Here is a 24,438-nt window from a genome sequence, read left to right as displayed (position 1 = left end):
GATGAATATATGCTAACAGTACCGGGATTATGCTGGCTATGCCGAATGCCGCTGGCGTTAGGTCATTGGGGAATCTGTTCTGTCTGCTCCCGCGCCGCACGTACACATAAAACGTTATGCCCGCAGTGTGGATTACCGGCTTCACACTCACATCTTCCCTGCGGTCGCTGCCTGAAAAAACCGCCACCGTGGCAAAGACTGATCACTGTTGCCAACTATGCACCTCCATTAAGCCCGCTCATTCACCAGCTTAAGTTTTTGCGACGTAGTGAAATCGCCAGCGGCCTGTCACGTCTGTTACTATTAGAAGTCTTACACGCCCATCGGACTACCGGATTACAACTACCAGATCGTATCGTCAGTGTTCCGTTATGGCAGCGCCGCCACTGGCGTCGGGGATTCAATCAAAGCGATTTGCTGTGCCAGCCTTTATCGCGCTGGCTGCACTGCCAATGGGATAGCGACGCCGTCACGCGTATAAGAGCCACTGCGACCCAGCATTTCCTCAGTGCCCGGCTGCGCAAGCGCAACCTGAAAAATGCCTTTCGCCTTGAATTGCCCGTGCAAGGTCGCCATATGGTGATTGTGGATGATGTCGTTACCACCGGAAGTACCGTCGCAGAGATTGCGCAGTTGCTTTTACGCAATGGTGCGGCGACAGTCCAGGTCTGGTGCCTTTGTCGAACCTTGTAGAGCCTCGATGATGGGCGTATTATAACCAACTAAAATAGTCAACTATTAGGCCATTACTATGATCCGTATTTCCGATGCTGCACAAGCGCACTTTGCCAAACTGCTGGCAAACCAGGAAGAAGGGACACAAATCCGCGTATTTGTGATTAACCCTGGCACGCCTAACGCTGAATGTGGCGTATCTTATTGTCCGCCAGACGCCGTAGAAGCCACCGATACTGCCCTGAAATTTGACCTGCTGACCGCGTATGTTGATGAACTAAGCGCACCTTACCTGGAAGATGCAGAGATTGATTTTGTTACCGACCAACTGGGTTCTCAGCTAACGCTGAAAGCCCCGAACGCCAAAATGCGTAAAGTGGCTGACGATGCGCCGCTGATGGAGCGCGTGGAGTATATGCTGCAATCGCAGATTAACCCGCAGCTTGCCGGTCACGGTGGTCGTGTCTCGCTGATGGAAATCACCGAAGACGGTTATGCCATTCTGCAATTTGGCGGCGGCTGTAACGGTTGTTCCATGGTCGACGTGACGCTGAAAGAAGGGATCGAAAAGCAGTTGCTGAACGAATTCCCGGAACTGAAAGGTGTACGTGACCTCACCGAACACCAGCGCGGCGAACACTCTTACTACTAAGTTATCCCCCTCTTTTGTAGATTGCCCGATGCGACGCTAAAGCGTCTTATCGGGCTACGTTGAACATGTGCCAGACGTTGGCACGGCATTACCTCAGTAAATCTAATCCCTTCATTTCCCCACGATAATATGACCAACCTCTCATAATTTAAATTTACCCCGCTCTGGTGATTCTCAAGCGCATAATGTTACCCGTATCATTCTCATGGGCACCAAACACACTCATAACATTTGACGACACTAATTCGTTTTAGGAGTCATCAGCCGTGGTGCCGTTATATCTCTGTTCCCAGTTGGGACAACCAGGATTTGTCGTCAGAAACCTGACGTTACCCATAACAAATTAAAGGCCAGGTAAATCATGCCATTAGTCATTGTTGCTATCGGTGTAATCTTGTTATTACTCCTGATGATCCGCTTCAAAATGAACGGCTTCATCGCTCTCGTCCTGGTGGCGCTTGCTGTTGGATTAATGCAAGGGATGCCGCTGGATAAAGTTATTGGCTCTATCAAAGCCGGTGTCGGCGGAACGCTCGGTAGCCTTGCCCTGATCATGGGTTTTGGCGCAATGCTGGGCAAAATGCTGGCAGACTGCGGCGGCGCACAACGTATCGCCACCACGCTGATCGCCAAATTTGGTAAAAAGCACATTCAGTGGGCAGTGGTACTGACCGGTTTTACCGTCGGTTTTGCCCTGTTCTATGAAGTGGGCTTCGTACTGATGCTGCCGCTGGTGTTTACCATCGCCGCTGCTGCAAATATCCCGCTGCTGTATGTTGGTGTACCGATGGCCGCTGCGCTTTCCGTAACCCACGGCTTCCTGCCACCGCATCCTGGCCCGACTGCGATTGCAACCATTTTCAATGCCGATATGGGTAAAACCCTGCTGTACGGTACTATTCTGGCAATCCCGACCGTTATTCTCGCGGGTCCGGTTTACGCTCGCGTGCTGAAAGGCATTGATAAGCCGATCCCGGAAGGCCTGTACAGCGCGAAAACCTTTAGTGAAGAAGAGATGCCGAGCTTTGGCGTCAGCGTCTGGACTTCTCTGGTTCCGGTTGTACTGATGGCAATGCGAGCCATCGCTGAAATGATCCTGCCGAAAGGTCACGCTTTCCTGCCGGTAGCAGAGTTCTTAGGTGACCCGGTAATGGCAACGCTGATTGCCGTACTAATCGCGATGTTCACCTTTGGTCTGAACCGTGGTCGCTCAATGGATCAAATTAACGACACGCTGGTTTCTTCGATCAAAATCATCGCCATGATGCTGCTAATCATCGGTGGTGGCGGTGCGTTCAAGCAGGTGTTGGTAGACAGTGGCGTGGACAAATATATCGCCTCCATGATGCACGAAACCAATATTTCCCCGCTGCTGATGGCCTGGTCTATTGCCGCCGTACTGCGTATCGCGCTGGGTTCCGCAACCGTTGCGGCAATTACTGCGGGCGGTATCGCTGCGCCGCTGATTGCAACAACTGGCGTCAGCCCAGAGTTGATGGTTATCGCAGTTGGTTCCGGTAGTGTGATTTTCTCTCACGTGAACGATCCGGGCTTCTGGCTGTTCAAAGAGTACTTTAACCTGACTATCGGTGAGACCATCAAGTCCTGGTCGATGCTGGAAACCATTATCTCGGTGTGCGGTCTGGTAGGCTGCCTGCTGCTGAATATGGTGATTTGATAACACTGACTGCCGGATATGGCGTGAATGTCTTATCCGGCTGCTCTAATGAGTAGGCCGGATAAGACGCATCAAGCGTCGCATCCGGCATTAACCGCACTCTACGTCTTCTTCCCTGCCGCCCTGCGCCGTCTGTCCAAATCCTTCAGTAACTTGTTCACGCCATCATCGGAAAACATCGTCTCAAGGGTTGTAGACAGCTTGCGCCGCCAGTTTTTGTACTGGTAACTGGTGCCAGGAATATTCACCGGTTCCGCCATATCCAGCCAGTCTTCCGGCTGTAGCCCTAACAGAGCGCTGTTACTGTCGGCAATGTACCGCTGCAAACCACGATTAAGCATCGGCGTCATCGACATCAGCGATGCCTTATGTCCGGCACGTTTTGGCAGACAACCATATTTATGCAGCGCATCCAGTAGCCCTTGCTTCGCCAGCTCGCGATCCTGATACAAACCGCGCAGCACTACTTCATCCGGGTACAGCCCCAGCGTTTTGCCCAGCGTTAAATCCCCGCTCTCCCAGTAACCACGCAGCGTTGGCAGGTCGTGCGTTGCTGCTACTGCCATCGACTGTTCCGGATACGCTTTCGGTGCGCGGAACGTCTTCTCATGGTCACTTTCGAAATAGAGCACTTTGTAGGAGTAAACCCCGCTACTGCGCAGCTTACCGACAATCTCTACCGGTACAGTGCCGAGATCTTCGCCAATCACCATGCAGCGATGGCGTTTGCTTTCCAGCGCCAGAATAGCGAGCAGATCATCCACCGGATAGTGAACATACGCTCCCTGATCCGCCGTTTCGCCATACGGTATCCACCACAAACGCAGCATCGACATCACATGGTCAATTCGCAATGCGCCGCAGTTTTGCATGTTCGCGCGCAGCAGTTCGATAAACGGTTCATAGGCGCGCGCGGTGATGATATGCGGGTCCATCGGCGGCAAACCCCAGTTTTGCCCTAACGGGCCAAGGATATCTGGCGGTGCGCCAACCGATGCTTTCAGGCAATACAACTCACGGTCACACCAGGTTTCTGCCCCACCTTCCGCTACGCCAACCGCCAGGTCACGATACAAGCCAATCGGCATTTCATAGCCCTGGCTTATCTCCCAGCAGGCGGCAAACTGGCTGTAGGCCAGCCACTGCAGCCAGAGATAAAAATCGACGTCATCACGATGTTCTTCACAGAACTGACGCACTTCTGGCGAGTCTACGTTCTGATACATCTCGGGCCATGCTGGCCAGCCCCAGCGCATTTCGTCTTCTTTTACTTGTTGTGCATGTAGCGCATCAAACGCCGCCTGCCAGAACAGGCTGTCGCCCTGTTCAGCAACAAACTGGCGAAACGCTACCATTTGTCCATCATCACGTTGTGCGAATACTTTCCACGCCATCCGCAGTGCGGTCATTTTCAGTGCGGTGACGGTAGAGTAATCGACCCAGTCAGTATCCCGCGCCTGTTGCAGCGCCTGTTGCGTAGTCGGCATGTGCCACCAGGCCTGCGCCTCCTCGCTAAGATGGAAATCTTCAACGGCGTTAACATCAATATAAATCACGTTCAGCCAGCGGCGAGAAGACGGGCTATACGGGCTGGCACTTTCCGGGTTTGCCGGATAGAGCGCATGAATCGGGTTCAGGCCAATGAACGACCCGCCGCGTTTCGCCACATCCACCAACATGGCTTTGAGATCGCCAAAATCACCGATGCCCCAGTTTTTTTCCGATCGCAGGGTATAAAGCTGAACGCAAGCGCCCCACAGTTTTTGTTTATTCAACAATGCCTGCGGTTCGTAGCAGCGTTTCGGTGCGACAATCACCCGACAATGGGCGCGCTGTTCGTCCTGGGTAAGCGTCAGCGTGTGATAACCTTCCGGCAGCTTCGCCGGAAGATTGAAGGCTTTGCCACCACTCACGTGGCCTTTGTACTGTGTTCCTTCTTCGGTAGTCAGCAGCCAGCTAAATTCGCCGCTGCCCTCCACCGCCATTGGCATTTTTTTACCGAAGGTATACACCATGACGTTGGGTACTGGCGTTACCGCCACTTTCGTGGCGGTACTCCGATGCATCGCGTCAAGCAAACGCCGTTTGGTTTCGGCGCCAATCGACTGCGGTTTACCGTGGGCATTGATGTAATTGGGGCTGATCCCCGCCGCCAGCGCGGCATTATCCAGACGTTTGCTTTCCATCGAGCTTCCTTAGCGTTTTGCCTGCCAGATACGAGCCTGATAATCGCGAATAGAGCGATCCGAGCTAAACATACCGCAGCGGGCGGTATTGAGGATCGCCGCGCGTGTCCAGGCTTCCTGGTCGCGGTACAGCACATCCACCTGCTTTTGTGCCTCTACATAGGCTGCGAAATCCGCCATCACCAGATATGGATCGCCGCCCTGCTTACCGATACTGTGCAGCATCTGGTCAAACGCATGTTTATCGCCGTCGCTGTATTTACCGCTTTCCAGCTCTTTCAATACTGCATCGAGCTGCTTGTCTTTCTTACGCCATTTGAGCGGATCGTAGCCCTTCGCTTTCAATGCCTTAACCTGCTCCACGGTATGACCGAAGATAAAGATATTTTCTTCACCGACTTTTTCAGCAATTTCGACATTTGCGCCATCCAGCGTACCGACAGTGAGCGCACCATTAAGAGCCAGTTTCATATTGCCCGTGCCAGAAGCCTCTTTCCCAGCAGTCGAGATCTGCTCAGAGATATCCGCCGCCGGGATCAGCATTTCCGCCGCCGAGACACAGTAATCCGGCAGGAACACCACTTTCAGCTTGTCACCCACTTTTGGATCGTTGTTGATCACTTCAGCCACTTTATTGATCGCAAAAATAATGTTCTTCGCCAGATAGTAGCCCGGCGCGGCTTTCGCCCCGAACAGGAACACGCGCGGTACGCGGTCAGCTTGCGGGTTTTCGCGAATCTCTTTGTACAACGCCAGAATATGCAGCAGATTCAGGTGTTGCCGTTTGTACTCGTGCAGACGTTTAATTTGGACGTCGAAAATTGCCTGCGGGTTGATTTCAATACCAGTACGCGCTTTTACAAACTCTGCCAGACGAACTTTATTCGCCTGTTTGATTTCGCGATATTGCTGGCGGAATTTCGCGTCATCAGCGAATTTTTCCAGATTAATCAACTGATCGAGATCGTTAGCCCACTCTTTTTTCAGCGATTTATCCAGCAGCGCCGCCAGTGCCGGGTTGCACTGTTTGATCCAGCGACGCGGAGTAATACCATTAGTGACGTTATGGAATTTGTTCGGCCACAACTGGTGGTATTCCGGGAACAAATCTTTCACCACCAGATCCGAGTGCAGCGCCGCCACGCCATTCACCGCAAAGCCGCTAACCACACACATATTGGCCATACGAACTTGTTTGTCATGTACCACCGCCAGTTTCGCCCATACCGCCTTGTCGCCCGGCCAGGTTTGTTCCACCAGCTTCTTAAAGCGGTTATTGATTTCGTTGATTACCTGCATATGGCGTGGCAACAGCGCTTTAATCAGCTTCTCATCCCAGCATTCCAGTGCTTCTGGCATCAGGGTATGGTTGGTATAAGCGAAGGTTTTACTGGTGATTGCCCAGGCGTCATCCCAGCTCATTTGGTGCTCATCTATCAGCACACGCAGCAGTTCAGGAATGGCAATAGTCGGGTGTGTGTCGTTAAGTTGAATGACTTCGTAATCCGCCAGCTCGTGCAGTTTACGCCCCGCCAGATGATGGCGACGAAGAATGTCAGCAATCGAACAGGCGCACTGGAAGTATTGCTGCATCAGGCGCAATTTTTTACCGGCGGTATGGTTGTCGTTTGGATAGAGAACTTTAGTCAGTTTTTCCGCGTTGATGCCCTGTTGTTCAGCACGCAGGAAATCACCGTCATTAAATTTGGTAAGATTGAACGGATGAGCATGAGTCGCCTGCCACAAACGTAGCGGCTGTGCTACGCCGTTACGGTAGCCCAACACCGGAAGATCCCACGCTTGCCCGGTAATGGTAAATTCCGGTTCCCAGCGTCCATCTTTCGTCACTTTGCCGCCAATGCCCACCTGCACATCCAGCGCTTCGTTATGGCTAAACCACGGATAGTTGCCACGATGCCAGTCGTCTGGCGCTTCAGACTGTTTGCCACCGACAAAGGACTGACGGAACAGGCCATACTGGTAGTTAAGACCATAGCCAGTAGCTGACTGCCCAACGGTTGCCATTGAGTCGAGGAAACACGCAGCCAGACGCCCCAGGCCACCGTTCCCCAACGCCGGGTCGATCTCTTCTTCCAGCAGGTCTGTCAGGTTGATGTCATAAGACTTCAATGAATCCTGAACAGCCTGATACCAGCCGAGGTTTAACAGATTGTTGCCTGTCAGACGACCAATCAAAAACTCCATTGAGATGTAGTTAACATGACGCTGATTCGCCGCCGGTTTGGCAAAAGGCTGGGCCCGCAGCATTTCCGCCAACGCTTCACTCACAGCCAGCCACCATTGGTGAGGGGTCATCTCAGCCGCTGAAGTTAAACCATAACGCTGCCACTGGCGTGACAGGGCTTCCTGAAATTGCTTTTCATTAAAAATGGGTTGTGACATAGGAGTTCCAGTTTTCTTAGATATTAAACACAACGTTATCGTTAGTTTGCCAGGCTCCATGTTGACCTTCCTCATCCTACGGGGGATTAGGCGGGGAGGAGTGACGGGGATGAGCAAGAAAATGTGATCGCGCCCACTTAAAGGTAGTGCAATCAACTGCAAAAGTATCAGCTCAGTGCCAGAGAGCGCAGAAAACCTGTTATTAACAGTCAGAAATGGCCGTTGCGTATTATCAAAAAGCGGAAAGTAACTCTATAAATTAAGTAAAGCGGCGAAATAGTTTCAACAATGAAATATCCATCAAAGGGCATCTCATTCTTAATAGATTTATTAAGATCATCTTTCCAGAGAGACCTTTCATCAGGAATTAAGGAGGTTTCATTGCTTTAATGAACCTTTTGGATTAAGGGAAAACACCCTAAAATCCAATATCCACACTGCATTTGCGTTGTTTTAAGATGAGGCATTAATAAACGTTTGGAATTGTGACAGAGTGCAAATTCAGACACATAAAAAATTGTCATCGCTTGCATTGCACAGGTTTCTGGCCGAACTTATAACTATTAATTACGAAGCGCAAAAAAAATAATATTTCCTCAATTTCCACAGTGAAGTGATTAACTATGCTGATTCCGTCAAAATTAAGTCGTCCGGTTCGACTCGACCATACTGTGGTTCGTGAGCGCCTGCTGGCTAAACTTTCCGGCGCGAACAACTTCAGGCTGGTGCTGATCACAAGTCCTGCGGGTTACGGAAAGACAACACTCATATCCCAATGGGCGGCAGGAAAAAACGATTTGGGCTGGTACTCGCTTGATGACGGCGATAACCAGCAAGAACGTTTCGCCAGCTATCTGATTGCCGCCGTGCAACAGGCAACCAGCGGGCACTGCGTCATCAGTGAAACAATGACGCAAAAACGGCAGTATGCCAGCCTGACGTCACTGTTTGCCCAGCTTTTCATTGAGCTGGCGGAATGGCATAGCCCACTTTTCCTGGTGATTGACGATTACCATCTGATCACCAATCCGGTTATCCACGAATCCATGCGCTTCTTCATTCGCCATCAACCAGAAAATCTCACCCTGGTGGTGCTGTCACGCAATCTTCCGCAATTGGGCATTGCCAATCTGCGCGTACGTGAACAACTATTAGAAATTGGCAGCCAGCAACTGGCGTTTACCCATCAGGAAGCCAAGCAGTTTTTTGATTGTCGTCTGTCATCACCGATTGAAGCGACCGAAAGCGGTCGGATTTGCGATGATGTGTCCGGTTGGGCGACGGCGTTGCAGCTAATCGCGCTCTCTGCGCGGCAAAATACCCACTCGGCCCATAAATCAGCGCGCCGTCTGGCGGGCATCAATGCCAGCCATCTTTCTGATTATCTGGTCGATGAAGTGCTAGATAACGTTGATCTGGCGACACGCCATTTCCTGCTAAAAAGCGCCATTTTGCGCTCAATGAATGATGCGCTAATCACCCGCGTGACCGGCGAAGAAAACGGGCAAATGCGTCTTGAAGAAATTGAGCGCCAGGGGCTGTTTTTGCAACGGATGGATGATACTGGCGAATGGTTCTGCTATCACCCGCTGTTTGGTAACTTCCTGCGTCAACGCTGCCAGTGGGAGCTGGCGGCGGAGCTGCCAGAAATCCACCGTGCCGCCGCAGAAAGCTGGATGGCACAAGGCTTTCCCAGCGAAGCTATTCATCATGCGCTGGCGGCAGGCGATGCTTTGATGTTGCGCGATATTTTGCTTAATCACGCCTGGAGCCTGTTCAACCATAGTGAACTGTCGCTGCTGGAAGAGTCACTCAAAGCCCTGCCGTGGGACAGTCTGCTGGAAAATCCACAGTTGGTGTTATTGCAGGCCTGGTTGATGCAAAGCCAACATCGCTACGGCGAAGTGAACACCCTGCTGGCGCGAGCCGAACACGAGCTCCAGGACATCAGAGAAGGCACCATGCATGCAGAGTTCAACGCCCTGCGCGCCCAGGTGGCCATTAACGACGGTAATCCGGAAGAAGCCGAACGACTGGCAAAACTGGCTCTGGAAGATCTGCCTCCGGGTTGGTTCTATAGCCGCATTGTTGCGACCTCTGTGCTTGGCGAAGTGTTGCACTGTAAAGGTGAGCTGACCCGCTCGCTGGCATTAATGCAACAAACTGAGCAGATGGCGCGTCAGCACGATGTCTGGCACTACGCCTTGTGGAGTCTGATTCAGCAAAGCGAAATTCTGTTTGCTCAAGGATTCCTGCAAACTGCGTGGGAAACGCAGGAAAAAGCGTTCCAGTTGATTAACGAACAGCATCTGGAACAGTTGCCAATGCATGAATTTTTAGTACGTATCCGCGCGCAACTGTTATGGGCATGGGCACGGCTGGATGAAGCCGAAGCCTCGGCGCGTAGTGGAATTGAAGTCTTATCGTCTTATCAGCCACAGCAACAGCTCCAGTGTCTGGCAATGTTAATTCAATGTTCGCTGGCTCGTGGCGATCTGGATAACGCCCGTAGCCAACTTAACCGCCTGGAAAACCTGCTGGGGAATGGCAAATATCACAGCGACTGGATCTCTAACGCCAACAAAGTTCGCGTGATTTACTGGCAGATGACCGGCGATAAAGCGGCTGCCGCCAACTGGCTGCGCCACACTGCGAAGCCGGAGTTTGCCAATAACCACTTCCTGCAGGGTCAATGGCGCAATATTGCCCGCGCACAAATCTTGCTGGGAGAGTTTGAACCGGCGGAAATAGTCCTCGAAGAACTGAACGAAAACGCCCGCAGTCTGCGGTTGATGAGCGATCTGAACCGCAACCTGCTTTTACTCAATCAGTTGTACTGGCAGGCAGGGCGGAAAAGTGACGCCCAGCGCGTATTGCTGGACGCATTAAAACTGGCGAATCGCACAGGATTTATCAGTCACTTTGTCATCGAAGGCGAAGCCATGGCGCAGCAGTTACGCCAACTGATTCAACTCAATACGCTGCCGGAACTGGAACAGCACCGCGCGCAGCGTATTTTGCGGGAAATAAACCAACATCACCGGCATAAGTTCGCTCACTTTGACGAGACCTTTGTCGAACGTCTGCTAAATCACCCGGAAGTGCCGGAACTTATCCGTACCAGCCCGCTGACCCAACGCGAATGGCAGGTGCTGGGGCTGATTTACTCCGGTTACAGCAATGAACAAATTGCGGGCGAACTGGAAGTGGCAGCGACCACCATCAAAACGCATATCCGCAATCTGTATCAGAAACTCGGCGTTGCCCACCGTCAGGCTGCGGTACAGCACGCACAGAAACTGCTGAAGATGATGGGATATGGGGTGTAAGTTTGGTCAGATAACATTCCTGCTCCGACTTACATCCCTGCATTATTCAACGCTAACTCGCGTTACATCGTCTGTTTCAGTCAGAGTAAACCGCACAGGTAAGAACCGTTCCACCACCGCGATATTGGTCAGCAGATGGCATGAGGGATGCGCGACCGTAAACGCCCCCGCACCCGCCAACGCCATGGGCAACACCAGTTGATCTGCGAGATATTCACCTACTGCCGCCGGACTTACCAGGTAACGTTTCACTTCTTTAACCAACTGCGCTGCTACCACTTCGGCACTGACGCGCTTTTCACCGACGGCAAAAAAGCGTTCGGTAATATTTTCGCTTTCCACTTCTAGCGAGACGGTATTTCCCGGTCCCTGCTCACGCGGCAAGAGATGGATATTCTGCTCATACAGCGAAAAACTGGCTGCCAGCGCAACGAGTTCACGTTCTCCGACATGCCGCGGCACACCAGCTAATAATACTTCGCCGCGTAATCGCATAACGGTGCCCCGCTCGCCCAGTTGTAACGCGTTTAGTGATGCCACGGGCGTGACTTCCGCTACCACCACACCGCCTCCGGCAGGGTAAAAACCGTGGCGTAACAGCGTGGTTTGCTGATGAATCCCCATTTGTGCCAGCAGAGGTTCCAGCACGCGGCAGATAAAACCCGCGGGCGGCGCCGACGGGTTTTCGGTGCCACCGCTGACTTCTACGCGAGAAGGTCCATCGGCAAACCACAGCGCAGGCAGCACCGTTTGTAGCACCAGCATGCAGCTTCCGGCACTGCCGATAGCAAAGCGATAATCGCCGCCACGCACATTACCGGGCCGGAAGACCAGGCGCTGCGAACCCAGTTCCGCGCCGTCTACTATAGCTCCGCAAATTTCCGTCGCCGCCTTTACCGCGGTCAGATGCTGGCGCAACAGCCCCGGTTTCGCCCGTCCGGCACGAATGCCTGTGATGGTAAACGGCTTACCGGTTATCATCGACAGACTTAACGCCGAGCGCAGGATCTGCCCGCCGCCTTCGCCCTGTGCACCATCCAGCGCAATCATCCTTTTCATCATTTATCCTTTTACGCACACCACCTGACGCAGGGTGTAGACGACTTCCACCAGATCGCTTTGTGCTGCCATTACTGCATCAATGTCCTTATACGCCATTGGGATTTCGTCGATCACCTCGGCATCTTTACGGCATTCCACATGCGCTGTAGCACGGATCTGATCTTCCACACTAAACAGTTTTTTCGCTTTGGTACGGCTCATCACGCGACCTGCACCGTGGCTGCATGAGCAGAAAGACTCTTCATTTCCCAGCCCACGCACGATAAAGCTTTTCGCCCCCATCGACCCAGGAATAATTCCGTACTGCCCGGCACGCGCAGACACCGCGCCTTTCCGCGTCACATAGATCTCTTCGCCAAAGTGCAGCTCTTTTTGCACATAGTTGTGGTGGCAGTTGATCTCTTCCATTGCCAGCGTTTGCGGCTGTCTCACCGTTTTATGCGTAATGCTCTGCAACGCCGATACCACGTTTTCCATCATCGCATCACGGTTGAGGCTGGCAAAAAGCTGCGCCCAGTCTACTGCTTTCAGGTAATCGTCAAAATATTCCGTTCCTTCAAGGAAGTACGCGAGATCACGTGACGGCAACGTTTCAAGCTGTTCCTGCATCTCTTTTTGCGCCAGGTCGATAAAGTAAGTTCCGATGGCGTTACCAATTCCGCGTGAACCGGAGTGCAGCATAATCCACACCCGATCCGCCTCATCAAGGCAGATTTCAATAAAGTGGTTACCCGTTCCCAGCGTTCCCAGGTGTTTATAGTTATTGGTATTCAGGAAACGCGAGTATTTTTGCGTTAACCATTGATAACCGGCTTCCAACTCGGCCCATTTAGCATCGACGTTAACAGGCGGATTTTCCCATGCACCTTTATCACGTTTACAACGCCCGGTAGTACGCCCGTGTGGCACGGCAGTTTCAATTGCCTGACGCAGCTCCGCCAGGTTTTCAGGCAAGTCTGCCGCCGTTAACGCGGTACGCAGTGCGTTCATTCCACAGCCGATATCCACGCCCACCGCCGCCGGAATAATCGCCCCTTTGGTCGGGATCACGCTACCAATGGTGGAACCTTTCCCCAGGTGCACATCGGGCATCACCGCAATATGCTTGAAAATAAACGGCATCTTCGCCGTATTTATCAGTTGCTGGCGCGCATCGTCTTCTACCGGCACGCCTTTGGTCCACATTTTTACCGGGGCATTTTCAGTGGTCAGTAATTCGTAATTCATTTTCTTTTTCTCGTTTCGTTGTTTGCTGTCCTGATAATTGCAACCGTCGTGCCAGAAAATTAAATCAGCAGATTAAATCTATAATTAATTGTTTTTATTTAATTAAAAGTACAAAGTCCGTATACGGAGATTTTCTATAAAGCCACTTAACCGATAATGAAATATCGTCTTTTATAAGGATATCTAAGATGCGTAAAACAGTGGCTTTTGGTTTTGTCGGAACCGTACTGGATTATGCCGGGCGCGGTAGCCAACGCTGGTCGAAATGGCGGCCGACACTCTGTTTATGCCAGCAAGAATCATTGGTGATTGATCGACTGGAATTATTACACGACGCCCGCTCACGCTCGCTGTTTGAAACGCTTAAACGCGATATCGCCAGCATTTCACCAGAAACGCAGGTTGTAGGTGTAGAAGTGGAACTCCATAATCCGTGGGATTTCGAAGAGGTCTACGCCTGCCTGCATGATTTCGCCCGTGGTTACGCTTTTCAACCTGATAAAGAAGACTATTTAATTCACATCACCACTGGCACCCACGTAGCGCAAATTTGCTGGTTTTTGCTGGCAGAAGCGCGTTACCTGCCCGCCCGACTGGCGCAAACTTCCCCGCCGCGTAAGAAAGAACAGCCGGATAGCGCAGGCGCAGTGACGATTATCGATCTCGATTTAAGCCGTTATAACGCTATCGCCAGCCGCTTTGCCGAAGAACGCCAGCAAACGCTCGATTTTCTTAAGTCGGGCATCGCCACGCGTAACCCACACTTCAACCGCATGATTGAACAGATCGAAAAAGTAGCGATTAAATCCCGCGCGCCAATCCTGCTTAATGGCCCGACCGGCGCGGGCAAGTCGTTTCTGGCACGACGCATCTTCGAATTAAAACAGGCACGGCATCAGTTTAGCGGCGCGTTTGTTGAAGTGAACTGCGCCACGCTACGCGGTGATACCGCCATGTCGGCGCTGTTTGGTCATGTGAAAGGTGCGTTCACCGGCGCGAGAGACGCGCGGGAAGGGTTATTACGCAGCGCCAACGGCGGCATGTTGTTTCTTGATGAAATTGGCGAACTGGGCGCAGATGAACAAGCCATGTTGCTGAAAGCCATTGAAGAGAAAACTTTTTATCCGTTTGGCAGCGATCGCCAGGTGAGTAGCGATTTTCAGCTTATCGCCGGAACGGTGCGCGATTTGCGCCAGTTGGTCGCTGAAGGGAGATTTCGTGAAGACCTGTATGCGCGGATAAATCTCTGGACCTTCACTCTGCCAGGACTACGCCAGCGTCAGGAGGATATTGAGCCTAACCTGGATTATGAAGTGGAGCGCCACGCCTCACTCACCGGCGATAGCGTGCGTTTTAACACCGAAGCGCGGCGCGCATGGCTGGCTTTTGCGACATCCCCCCAGGCAACATGGCGCGGTAATTTTCGCGAACTTTCTGCCAGTGTTACGCGTATGGCGACGTTTGCCAATAGCGGACGCATCACTCTGGAAGCTGTGGAAGATGAGATTCGCCGTCTGCGCTATAACTGGCAGGAGAGTCGCCCTTCGGCACTTACGACGTTGCTGGGCGCAGAGGTGGAGAACATCGATCTCTTCGACCGAATGCAACTGGAAAACGTGATTGCCATTTGTCGCCAGGCAAAATCGCTTTCCGCCGCCGGACGTGAACTTTTTGACGTTTCGCGCCAGGGCAGAGCCAGCGTTAATGACGCGGATCGGCTACGCAAATACCTGGCGCGTTTTGGTCTGACGTGGGAATCGGTACTGACTCAGCACAGTTCCAGTTGAATATGATGGTCCGTCAGCACCTGCATCACCCCCGCAGGCGGCATGGTGTCGGTGTAAACGGCATCGACCATGCTGATGCTGCCCATGTTTACCATCGCATTACGGCCAAATTTTGAGTGATCGACAACCAGCATAACGTGGCGCGAGTTCTCAATAATGGCGCGTTTGGTGCGAACTTCATGGTAATCGAACTCCAGTAACGAGCCGTCGCTGTCAATGCCGCTGATCCCAAGAATGCCGAAATCGAGGCGGAACTGAGAGATAAAATCCAGCGTCGCTTCGCCAATGATCCCGCCATCGCGGCTACGCAATTCACCACCGGCGAGAATAATGCGGAAATCTTCTTTCACCATCAGCGTATTAGCGACATTGAGATTGTTGGTGACAATGCGCAAATTGCTGTGATTGAGCAGCGCGTGCGCCACCGCTTCCGGCGTGGTGCCGATATCAATAAACAGCGTCGAACCGTTGGGGATCTGCTCGGCCACTTTACGGGCGATACGCTCTTTTTCTTCGGTCTGGGTAGCTTTGCGATCGTGCCACGGCGTGTTAACCGAACTGGAAGGCAGCGCCGCGCCGCCATGATGGCGCAGGATCAGGTTCTGTTCCGCCAGTTCATTGAGGTCACGGCGAATAGTCTGCGGGCTGACGGAAAAATGCTCTACCAGCTCTTCGGTGCTGACATAGCCCTGCTGCTTAACCAGTTCGATAATACCGTTGTGTCGTTGTGTTTGTTTCATTTATAAATCCCTGGAATTATTTTCGTTTTCGCGCATTGAGCGAATCAACAAAAGCCATCGCTAAACCCACGGCTAACCCGGCGATGTGTGCTCCATTCGCCATCGACATCCCAAACAAATCAAACCATCCGGCAACAATCCAGATCAGCGCAAAGATGATTAACCCACGTTGCAGGTAAATACCGCTTTGTGGATCGCGCTCGCCGCGTAGCCAGACGTAGCCCATCAGTGCATAAACCACACCAGAAAGCCCGCCAAACCACGGCCCACTGAACTTTTGCTGCACATAGCCGCTTAGCAGGGCGCTGATGAGAGTAATGACTATCAGCTTACCGCTACCGAGGCGTTTTTCCACTGCGCCACCGAGATACCACCACCAGAGCAGGTTAAAGAGGATATGCATCAGCGAGAAGTGCATTAACGCATGCGTGAAGTAGCGCCAGAACTCAAATTTCAGCGTCGGATCGAATGGCCAGGCCAGCCATAACATCACTTCCTGATCGCCAAGAATTTGCATGGCGATAAACACCAGCACGCAGGCAATCATCACTACCCAGGTGACCGGGCCTGCACGTTCACGCAAAGTGGCAAAGAAAGGAAAACGGCGATAGTGCAGGCCACTACCGGTATGACCTGACTGCCAACTGGCGGCGAGATAACGCGGATCTACCGGGTTTTCGAGAAAACGCGCCAGCTCTGCCCGCACGCGTTCGGCCTGGGATTCATCCGCCAGCCAGACATCGCTTTGGTTATGTTGTTGAATCGTGAGGATAACGCCCTGTGTCGCCATGTAATCAACAAATGCCTGCGCCACGCGGGGGTTAGCAAAAGAGGTAATCATCAACATCGTTGCTGTCGCTTATTCCACACAAAAGGGGACAGTATAAAGCGTTACGCGCCGTAAGCCACCTCTGCGGGAAACTGACGCTGCCAGGCTTCAAAGCCACCATCGATACTGTAAACCACATCATAACCCTGTTGCAGCAGATACTGCGCCGCGCCTTTGCTGCTATTACCGTGGTAACACATCACCATTACCGGGGTATCGAAGTCATTTTCGCGCATGAACGCACCCAGCGTGTCATTGGTTAGATGGAAAGCCTGCGCCGCATGCCCCATTGCGAAACTTTGTGGATCGCGAATATCGACCAGCACCGCCTCTTTTTCCTGCAACTTCTGGTGCGCGTCGGCAACGTTAATACATTCGAACTGCTCCATGCGTCTCTCTTTCTTTACAAACAAGTGGGCAAATTTATCGCACAGTTTACGTCGGAGCGGCAGATAAACGCCATAATGTTATGCATATCACTCTAAAATGTTTTTTCAATGTTACTCAAAGCGCGTTTGTTTGCTATTATGTTCGATAACGAACATTTATGAGCTTTAACGAAAGTGAATGAGGGCAGCATGGAAACCAAAGATCTGATTGTGATAGGTGGCGGCATCAATGGTGCTGGTATCGCGGCAGACGCCGCTGGACGCGGTTTATCCGTGCTAATGCTGGAAGCGCAGGATCTCGCTTGTGCGACATCTTCCGCCAGTTCAAAACTCATTCACGGTGGCCTGCGTTACCTTGAACACTATGAATTCCGTCTGGTCAGCGAGGCGCTGGCAGAACGTGAAGTGTTGCTGAAAATGGCCCCGCATATCGCTTTCCCAATGCGTTTTCGCCTGCCGCATCGTCCGCATCTACGCCCGGCGTGGATGATCCGCATTGGCCTGTTTATGTACGATCATTTGGGTAAACGCACCAGCCTGCCGGGATCAACCGGTTTGCGTTTTGGCGCAAATTCAGTGTTAAAACCGGAAATTAAGCGCGGATTCGAATATTCCGACTGTTGGGTCGACGACGCCCGTCTGGTATTAGCCAACGCCCAGATGGTCGTGCGTAAAGGCGGTGAAGTGCTTACCCGTACTCGTGCCACGTCTGCCCGCCGCGAAAACGGTTTGTGGATTGTGGAAGCGGAAGATATCGATACCGGCAAAAAATATACATGGCAGGCTCGCGGCCTGGTTAACGCCACCGGTCCGTGGGTGAAACAGTTCTTCGACGAAGGAATGCATCTGCCTTCACCTTATGGCATTCGCCTGATCAAAGGCAGCCATATTGTGGTGCCGCGTGTGCATACCCAGAAACAAGCGTACATTCTGCAAAACGAAGATAAACGTATTGTGTTCGTGATCCCGTGGATGGATGAGTTTTCTATCATCGGCACCACCGATGTGGAATACAAAGGCGATCCGAAAGCAGTGAAGATTGAAGAGAGCGAAATAAATTACCTGCTGAAGGTGTATAACGCGCACTTTAAAAAACAGTTAAGCCGTGACGATATCGTCTGGACTTACTCCGGCGTGCGTCCGCTGTGTGATGATGAATCCGACTCACCGCAGGCAATCACTCGTGATTACACGCTCGATATCCATGATGAAAACGGCAAAGCACCGCTGCTGTCGGTATTTGGCGGCAAGCTGACGACCTATCGTAAACTGGCGGAACACGCGCTGGAAAAACTGACGCCGTATTATCAGGGTATTGGCCCGGCGTGGACGAAAGAGAGCGTATTACCTGGTGGAGCCATCGAAGGCGACCGCGACGACTACGCAGCCCGCCTGCGCCGCCGCTATCCGTTCCTGACTGAATCGCTGGCACGTCATTACGCACGTACTTACGGCAGCAACAGCGAACTGCTGCTCGGCAATGCGGAGGCGATAAACGATCTCGGGGAAGATTTCGGTCATGAGTTTTACGAAGCGGAGCTTAAATATCTGGTTGACCACGAATGGGTCCGCCGCGCCGACGATGCCCTGTGGCGTCGCACAAAACAAGGCATGTGGCTGAATGCGGAACAACAGTCTCGTGTGAGTCAGTGGCTGGTGGAGTATACGCAGCAGAGGTTATCGCTAGCGTCATGATTTAACGTAAGCAGGCCAGGTCAGATTTCAATCTGACCTGAGACTGATGACAAACGCAAAAGCGGCCTGATGCGCTACGCTTATCAGGCCTACGTGGTTTATGCAATATATTGAATTTGCATGGTTTTGTAGGCCGGATAAGGCGTTCACGCCGCATCCGGCATGAACAAAGCGCACTAATTCCATTTGGTTGTCCTTTATTATTAACGGACAGTTTAAACTGTCAGGATAAACCTATCCTCTAGATGATATCTATTCAAAATCCGTGCAATAAAAAACTGTGCAAGGCTATTGAGAATGTCAGGGGTTTGTTGATAAATCCATTATTTCATAACGCTCATTCATTAACGCTATGTAGAAACACAGAAATATGGGACTCTATCCATCGTATCATTTCATTATGCCTGAAGCAGACATTCTCACCGTTAATTTTTCCACATAAACCAAAACCATCAAAATAGATATCACATTTTTTATTTTGATATGAAGTGATATTCACGCGCCACCTCAGATTAGTAACATTTTCCTCTTGTTCAGCATAATCCATCTGTAATAGCTCAACAATTTTTTTACTTTCTTTATCATCAAGCTCAGTGATTTCAACCTTGTATTTATAAATTTCATTCAGCCGTCCCTCATCAATTGAAACTGGCGAAGTGTATCCCTGCGGATAATTTATAATCTCTAGTTTATCTACACGATTACCTATGTGGCATAAATCGTTCACTTTGCCTTCGGCAACTGCGGATCCGGCGTAAATCATAAGCAAAACCGTTAAAGCTTTTTCTATTTTTTGTTTCATATTTTATTGAGTAACATTAACAGAGTCGTTTAGCGTTGATTTCTCCCTGTTGCCATCGTCACTCCAGTCAATTGATTTATCGATATTATAATCAGGGTAAACTGCATATGATGTTGAAATATTTAACCTGTCCTCAAACGGACTTTTCACGCTCACTCTCAATAAAACAGAAACTGATGGTCCTCTGACTTGATTCTCTATATCCGGGCAACGAAAAGCATAATATTGGTACAAGTCAAATTCATTTTCTGAATAATACTCAGACAAATTAATTCCGGGGTTAATTTGCTCTCTTTCACAAACTAATGTGTAATGCAGGAAAGGCGGTGAAATACTCTGGTGCGCAGCATTACTCTCAGGAAGAAAGAGTAAGCAACTGCTGATAGGTAATAAAATCTTCATATCCATATCTGCCCCCTGTTTACTTTATTATTTAATATCTGATAACGTTTTATACAGCGGCACATAACCAACATCTTCTACCAGGCTCTGCCCTTGTGGCGTTAAAAACCACTCCACCAGTTTTTGTGTTTCTGACGTTGTATTTTCCCGCGTCACCATGAACGCATCGACGATGTACGGATATTTGCCGTTGCGAATGTTTTCCGCAGTCGGCGCAATGCCGTTAATCGCTAATAATTTTATATTCTTATCAGCATTCATTTGCGTGGCGTAATAGCGGAAGGTGTAACCAATTGCGTTGTTTGTATTACGGTATTCGGCAACGACTTTAATCATTCCTTCCATCACACTTGCTACTTCTGTTTCCTGCGGAGAGATCATGCGGATATTTTTCATGACCTGTGATTGCATCACCGTCTGACTACCCGAGTCTTCCGGGCGTTGCCAGGTCTGGATCTCCTGATCATTACCGCCAACCGTGCGCCAGTTGGTAATTGCGCCACTGAAGATGTCACGCACTTGTTGTTCAGTCAGGGAATTAACCGGGTTATCCGCATTGACGATGAAAACAAATGCTTCGCGAGCAAAAGGTGTGTACATCAAAGTAACACCTGATTCCTCTGCACGTTTTTTCTGTCCACCGGAAGGTTGAGCCACAAAAATAATATCAGCGTCTCCCTTAACGATTTTGTTATACGCCTCCGGCGTGCGAGAGTTCGCCAAATATTCCCGGGTGTGTAAATCTTCCGGTATTACGCTTAACGCATAAAATGCAGAGGCATAAATTGGGTACGCTGCCGTAGCGCCATCGAGTCGCGGCCAGTTTTGCGTGAACTGAATTTGCGGTTTACCACGCAGTGGCGTCAATTGATTATTGAGTTTATCGGGTTGCCAGGCCCAGGTATCAATATTTTCGCGTACACCAACGCCGGGATTGAGCTGTTTATATAAATAAGCCTGATAACCAGCGACAAAACCAAGCATGAGAAGGATAAACAGGAGAGAATTACGGCAACGTAGCCCGGATGTGCCGGTTAAAGAATGTCTGGTTGGCCAGGCGTATCCCAGCGAAAAACTGATATGCGCCCCAACGGGAATTATGACTATCCACCAGTACTCACCACCAACTAATGAGACTAACAAAACGCCCAGCCAGGGAAGCATAAGGTTTGCCAACCAATCTGCTCCCATCTGGCGAAATTGATAATCTGCCAGATGTAGCGTGATTATCCAGCCAATCAGGATTAATAGTGCCGGTAACAGAAAAAAGCATTGTCGCCAGGCGGCTATTTCTCTTTTTTCTGGAGCGCTATCGCCCGCCCATACTCGCCCCGAGAAAAATAGCATTATCGCGCCCAGCGCCAACATAAAAATGTTAAGCAGAAGGTAAATTGTTGGCGTGAAGAGTAAATTGCAAACCTCAAGAATGGCGGTAAGCCCGCTCCCCAGCATGGCAACAACCGCTGCCAAAAATTGCGTCAGTATGGGGATGCCGAAAAAAGTCATTACCAGCGAGGTCAAAATCCATTTTCCGTTTTGCATATTATTCATCCTTGCTGTTACTGCGCTTTATTTTGCACCGATGGCTAAAAGCGGGCTAATCCGATTCTGTACTCACACACATTACTGATATTCCACCCGCAAAATAGCCAGGGCGTTATAACGACCCGCAGCAGGTAGTCGCCCTGTGGTACTGACGGGGAGAGACAGAAAAGTCACGTCTGCCGTCTGAGCTGACTCAGCCCGGTTTTCAACTAACTTAAATGGCACGCCAACATGCGCAGCCAGCTCATTCAAGTCTACGGACTCCTGTTGGCTATCCATAATCATAATGCCAACGTCTGGGTTATCCTCCGCCTGAATAATGCTTTGCCGACCATTAACATCTCTCGTTGATGAAATATTGCCATCAAAAACCAGCGTCATTACGGCATCAATATCTTTATTTGTACAGTTTATCGGAATAGTGGTTGCAACCGGGGAAACGCCTGTTGGCTTCACTCCAGCACCAGCCCGACTTAGCTCACTGGCCCAGACATCCGGCATATTAACGGTAAAACTGGTGCCCTCATTAATTGTGCAACCTTGTGGAACCTCAATATTTAAGTTACCAATATAAGCATTAAATACAGGAACTGGTCCGTGCTCCGTTGGGAACTGGCTGACATACAAAGAAACCAGCAACACGTTATTTATTGAGATGTCGGATATTATTTTTTTATCAAGTCTGATTTTTATATAGCCTTCTGTTCCCGATCCCCAATTCGATGGTTTACTTCTGTCTGCTGAATAATTGGTGCTGTAGTTGTCAAAAGGTACTGTCTTATCTGTCATTGTTTCATTTTTATTATAGAGTTTTATATGTGTTGAAACCGATATCTCATGAGTCAAGGGGATAAATATATCGCTTCCCTGATGATCACCAGACGCACCTGATTGATCTATGCCAGATGTGGCTGTAAAATAAACCTCGTAATTACCCATGGAATTGCAATACGCTTTATAAACCCCTATATTCCAGTTCTGCACTGGTAGTACTTTCCCGGGAGAATTATTATTAACATCTGAGACAATAACAGTACCAAAATTATAAGAAAATGTCGCAGGAGTAGTATTATTTCCTGGCTTTCCAGGATAACAAAAAGCGCGACCCCGTCCCATATCTTCTGCATACACGATGTTATAGCAACTACTGATTAAAAGAAAAAACAATATACAAATTACTTTTATATTTCCCCAAGAATAAGTTAACATTCTACTTCTCCAGTTATCCATGTATCGCTACTGCACCCATAGCATTATTTTGCAAAACATTTAATTTCACGTTACATACAGGTAAGGCATTATTATAAAGATCCAACGTTTGCCAGTTAACCTCACAATATCCTTGCCGCAGACACCAATTCTGTTGACGATGGCTAAATGGTGCGACCATGCCACCATTTATGCTTTTACCATCAATAGATAAATTATAGAGTGTCACATACCAGGGGGTAGGGTTAAAAATAGTGACAGTTTCATTGTTTCGCGACCAACGTAACTGTTTATAAGCGTCAAGTGGATTACCTGATAATGTCTCCGGGCGATAAAATATTTTCATCCTATTGCGTACGGCTACCTGGAGTTGATTTTCGTTCTTAAGCTGTGAGTTTGGTTCCTGAGCAGGTAACGCTGCAATATTCAGTATAAATAAACTCTCACGATCTGCAGGTAACTGGCCACCCACGTGATTAATTCTTATTTTGGTATGTTTATCTTGTTTAAGTACTAATAATGGTGGCGTCGCAATAAATATCTTATCTGGAAGTAAAGGCTGGGATTCCACTGTCCCTTTTAACTGACGTCCATCATCAGGTGTCACGGAAATTTTAACCAACATATCTCTACTGGCAGTATTTTTAAGCTCGACCGATATTGATGACTGCTTTTCTGGGTAAACAAAACGGGTACTGCCAACGACAACCCCTGCTTGCGCATTTGTGCAACATATTAAAAAGAATATCAGCACATTAATCATAAGTGACGATAAAGGAAACTGATGCATTCGCATCTCCTGGTTGTACATCATTTTTTATGGCTTTATAAGCCGCAAAGAAATGCAATGTGTTATCTACCAATGGCGTAAGAGCATAACTGGTGCTTATTATACCATTACTAATACTTTGTCTGTTGTTATCAAAAATAGCCAGCGCTAACCCCTCAACAGATCCCTCATCCAGTTTATACAGGGTGGTATCTTCACTCACTGATGTTCCATCAAATTTGATATTGGCATTACTGACATCACTGCCACAGCGGGTTAATTTTATAGAGAAGTCAATTTTTTCAGTGACATCTCCTGAATTTCTAACCCTATAACTGGGTACATCTGGCATGTTGACCGTGAAATTTTTAGACTCATCGGCAACAATGCAAGTCTTTGCCGTTATTATTCCTTCTATACGTACAACACCTGTATGCGTTGTATCATCAGCAATGGATGATATTGATATCACAGAGAATAACAAAGCAATTAAATTACAATAGCGCGTCATATTATCCTCACTGATAGTCTATATCAAAGTACAACAGTGCATTTGCCTGCCCCGCATGTACGTTTTGCTGAGTTGACTTATAGCGGAGTTTAAAGTCTAAACTGGCATCGCCATTATTATCTAAAACTAATTCTTTGAAACCTGACTCATCATTAATTGCAATAACTTTATCATCGTTATCTAAAATTTCGACGCCCACTCCAGTTGCACTATCTGCACTGGAAGTAAGGCGTAATAAGGTGGTATTGATGGTGTCTGTATCTCCGCTAAACCGCACATTAGCACTGACTCCTGAACTATAAATAGTACTGGTTGCCGTTGGACATCCTTCCAGATTTATCGTAAATGTATGACTACCAGAAACATCCCCCACATTTAAAAAATCATTAACGTCATAAGTTCCCATGTTTACTGGCTGGTCTTTACTTCCAGTTGTAATATCACATGTTTTTGCTAATAACTGACCTGTAAATGTGACCACGACGGTATCGTTAGCAAGTGCATTACATGAAACCACCACCATGAATAATGAAGTAAAAATTAATAAA

General features: G+C 49.7%; 20 protein-coding genes. 6 read left to right on the top strand and 14 right to left on the bottom strand.

The window, feature by feature from the left end; genetic code table 11:
• The first annotated feature begins 9 nt into the window (after window positions 1-9).
• From gntX to gntT, 3 genes are all read left to right on the top strand, one after another.
• Window positions 10-693: a DNA utilization protein GntX gene (gene gntX / locus ESM_RS0122775; RefSeq protein WP_001517237.1), complete on the top strand. Its 684-nt coding sequence runs from the start codon at window positions 10-12 to the stop codon at window positions 691-693.
• 58 nt (window positions 694-751) lie between these two features.
• Window positions 752-1,327 carry a Fe-S biogenesis protein NfuA gene (gene nfuA, locus ESM_RS0122770; protein WP_000619389.1) on the top strand — a complete coding sequence of 192 codons (576 nt, stop codon included), beginning with the start codon at window positions 752-754 and terminating at the stop codon, window positions 1,325-1,327.
• Between the two features lie 361 nt (window positions 1,328-1,688).
• Entirely contained in the window at window positions 1,689-3,005 is a 1,317-nt protein-coding gene (gntT, locus tag ESM_RS0122765) for a gluconate transporter (protein ID WP_001131743.1), read from the top strand.
• A 101-nt stretch (window positions 3,006-3,106) separates the two neighbouring features.
• Here the strand turns inward: gntT and malQ are convergent, their stop codons facing one another.
• A complete protein-coding gene (malQ, locus tag ESM_RS0122760; RefSeq protein WP_000444296.1) occupies window positions 3,107-5,191 on the bottom strand; it encodes a 4-alpha-glucanotransferase in 2,085 nt (694 codons plus the stop codon).
• A gap of 9 nt (window positions 5,192-5,200) precedes the next feature.
• Window positions 5,201-7,594 (bottom strand): maltodextrin phosphorylase, encoded by a 2,394-nt coding sequence (gene malP / locus ESM_RS0122755; RefSeq protein WP_000081932.1) that lies wholly within the window; start codon window positions 7,592-7,594, stop codon window positions 5,201-5,203.
• A 623-nt stretch (window positions 7,595-8,217) separates the two neighbouring features.
• On the opposite strand from malP, the gene malT reads away from it, so the two are divergent.
• Window positions 8,218-10,923, top strand: a complete 2,706-nt coding sequence (gene malT / locus ESM_RS0122750) for an HTH-type transcriptional regulator MalT (protein ID WP_000907051.1) — start codon at window positions 8,218-8,220, stop codon at window positions 10,921-10,923.
• 42 nt (window positions 10,924-10,965) lie between these two features.
• On the opposite strand, the gene rtcA is transcribed toward malT, so the two are convergent.
• Window positions 10,966-11,982, bottom strand: coding sequence for an RNA 3'-terminal phosphate cyclase (gene rtcA / locus ESM_RS0122745; RefSeq protein WP_010381148.1), 1,017 nt, complete (start codon window positions 11,980-11,982; stop codon window positions 10,966-10,968).
• Window positions 11,983-11,985: 3 nt separating this feature from the next.
• Complete coding sequence (rtcB, locus tag ESM_RS0122740) at window positions 11,986-13,212, bottom strand: RNA-splicing ligase RtcB (protein WP_001105513.1); 1,227 nt, start codon at window positions 13,210-13,212, stop codon at window positions 11,986-11,988.
• A gap of 188 nt (window positions 13,213-13,400) precedes the next feature.
• On the opposite strand from rtcB, the gene rtcR reads away from it, so the two are divergent.
• Window positions 13,401-14,999: a DNA-binding transcriptional regulator RtcR gene (gene rtcR / locus ESM_RS0122735; protein WP_001232910.1), complete on the top strand. Its 1,599-nt coding sequence runs from the start codon at window positions 13,401-13,403 to the stop codon at window positions 14,997-14,999.
• On the opposite strand, the gene ESM_RS0122730 is transcribed toward rtcR, so the two are convergent.
• The 3 genes from ESM_RS0122730 to glpE are packed head-to-tail and all read right to left on the bottom strand — an operon-like array spanning window position 14,981 to window position 16,957.
• Entirely contained in the window at window positions 14,981-15,739 is a 759-nt protein-coding gene (locus tag ESM_RS0122730; RefSeq protein WP_000815101.1) for a DeoR/GlpR family transcriptional regulator, read from the bottom strand. The two genes, rtcR and ESM_RS0122730, sit on opposite strands and share 19 nt — an antisense overlap.
• A gap of 16 nt (window positions 15,740-15,755) precedes the next feature.
• Entirely contained in the window at window positions 15,756-16,586 is an 831-nt protein-coding gene (gene glpG / locus ESM_RS0122725) for a rhomboid family intramembrane serine protease GlpG (protein ID WP_000928736.1), read from the bottom strand.
• 44 nt (window positions 16,587-16,630) lie between these two features.
• Window positions 16,631-16,957, bottom strand: a complete 327-nt coding sequence (gene glpE, locus ESM_RS0122720) for a thiosulfate sulfurtransferase GlpE (protein WP_000434520.1) — start codon at window positions 16,955-16,957, stop codon at window positions 16,631-16,633.
• A gap of 189 nt (window positions 16,958-17,146) precedes the next feature.
• Between glpE and glpD the strand changes: the two genes are divergently transcribed.
• A complete protein-coding gene (gene glpD / locus ESM_RS0122715; RefSeq protein ID WP_000448167.1) occupies window positions 17,147-18,652 on the top strand; it encodes a glycerol-3-phosphate dehydrogenase in 1,506 nt (501 codons plus the stop codon).
• A gap of 337 nt (window positions 18,653-18,989) precedes the next feature.
• Here the strand turns inward: glpD and ESM_RS0122710 are convergent, their stop codons facing one another.
• The 7 genes from ESM_RS0122710 to ESM_RS0122680 all read right to left on the bottom strand — a co-directional run bounded on the left by ESM_RS0122710 (window position 18,990) and on the right by ESM_RS0122680 (window position 24,413).
• The gene (locus ESM_RS0122710; RefSeq protein WP_010381141.1) at window positions 18,990-19,454 is read right to left on the bottom strand and encodes a hypothetical protein; all 465 of its coding nucleotides are present in this window, start codon (window positions 19,452-19,454) and stop codon (window positions 18,990-18,992) included.
• A gap of 3 nt (window positions 19,455-19,457) precedes the next feature.
• Entirely contained in the window at window positions 19,458-19,862 is a 405-nt protein-coding gene (locus tag ESM_RS0122705; protein WP_000367278.1) for a hypothetical protein, read from the bottom strand.
• A 21-nt stretch (window positions 19,863-19,883) separates the two neighbouring features.
• On the bottom strand, window positions 19,884-21,398 hold the full coding sequence (locus tag ESM_RS0122700) for a PstS family phosphate ABC transporter substrate-binding protein (protein ID WP_001179157.1): 1,515 nt from the start codon (window positions 21,396-21,398) through the stop codon (window positions 19,884-19,886).
• A gap of 81 nt (window positions 21,399-21,479) precedes the next feature.
• Window positions 21,480-22,610, bottom strand: a complete 1,131-nt coding sequence (locus tag ESM_RS0122695) for a fimbrial protein (RefSeq protein ID WP_000959092.1) — start codon at window positions 22,608-22,610, stop codon at window positions 21,480-21,482.
• 13 nt (window positions 22,611-22,623) lie between these two features.
• On the bottom strand, window positions 22,624-23,400 hold the full coding sequence (locus ESM_RS0122690; protein ID WP_001517248.1) for a fimbrial biogenesis chaperone: 777 nt from the start codon (window positions 23,398-23,400) through the stop codon (window positions 22,624-22,626).
• Window positions 23,366-23,890 (bottom strand): fimbrial protein, encoded by a 525-nt coding sequence (locus ESM_RS0122685; RefSeq protein WP_000199134.1) that lies wholly within the window; start codon window positions 23,888-23,890, stop codon window positions 23,366-23,368. The genes ESM_RS0122690 and ESM_RS0122685 overlap by 35 nt, the downstream gene beginning before the upstream one ends.
• Window positions 23,891-23,897: 7 nt before the next feature.
• Window positions 23,898-24,413 (bottom strand): fimbrial protein, encoded by a 516-nt coding sequence (locus ESM_RS0122680; protein ID WP_422111091.1) that lies wholly within the window; start codon window positions 24,411-24,413, stop codon window positions 23,898-23,900.
• Window positions 24,414-24,438 lie beyond the last annotated feature (25 nt).

The sequence above is a fragment of the Escherichia sp. TW09308 genome (assembly GCF_000208565.1).
Lineage (GTDB): Bacteria > Pseudomonadota > Gammaproteobacteria > Enterobacterales > Enterobacteriaceae > Escherichia > Escherichia marmotae.
The sequence above is the reverse complement of the archived record's forward strand: the minus strand, read 5'-3'. Positions and strand labels throughout refer to the sequence as shown.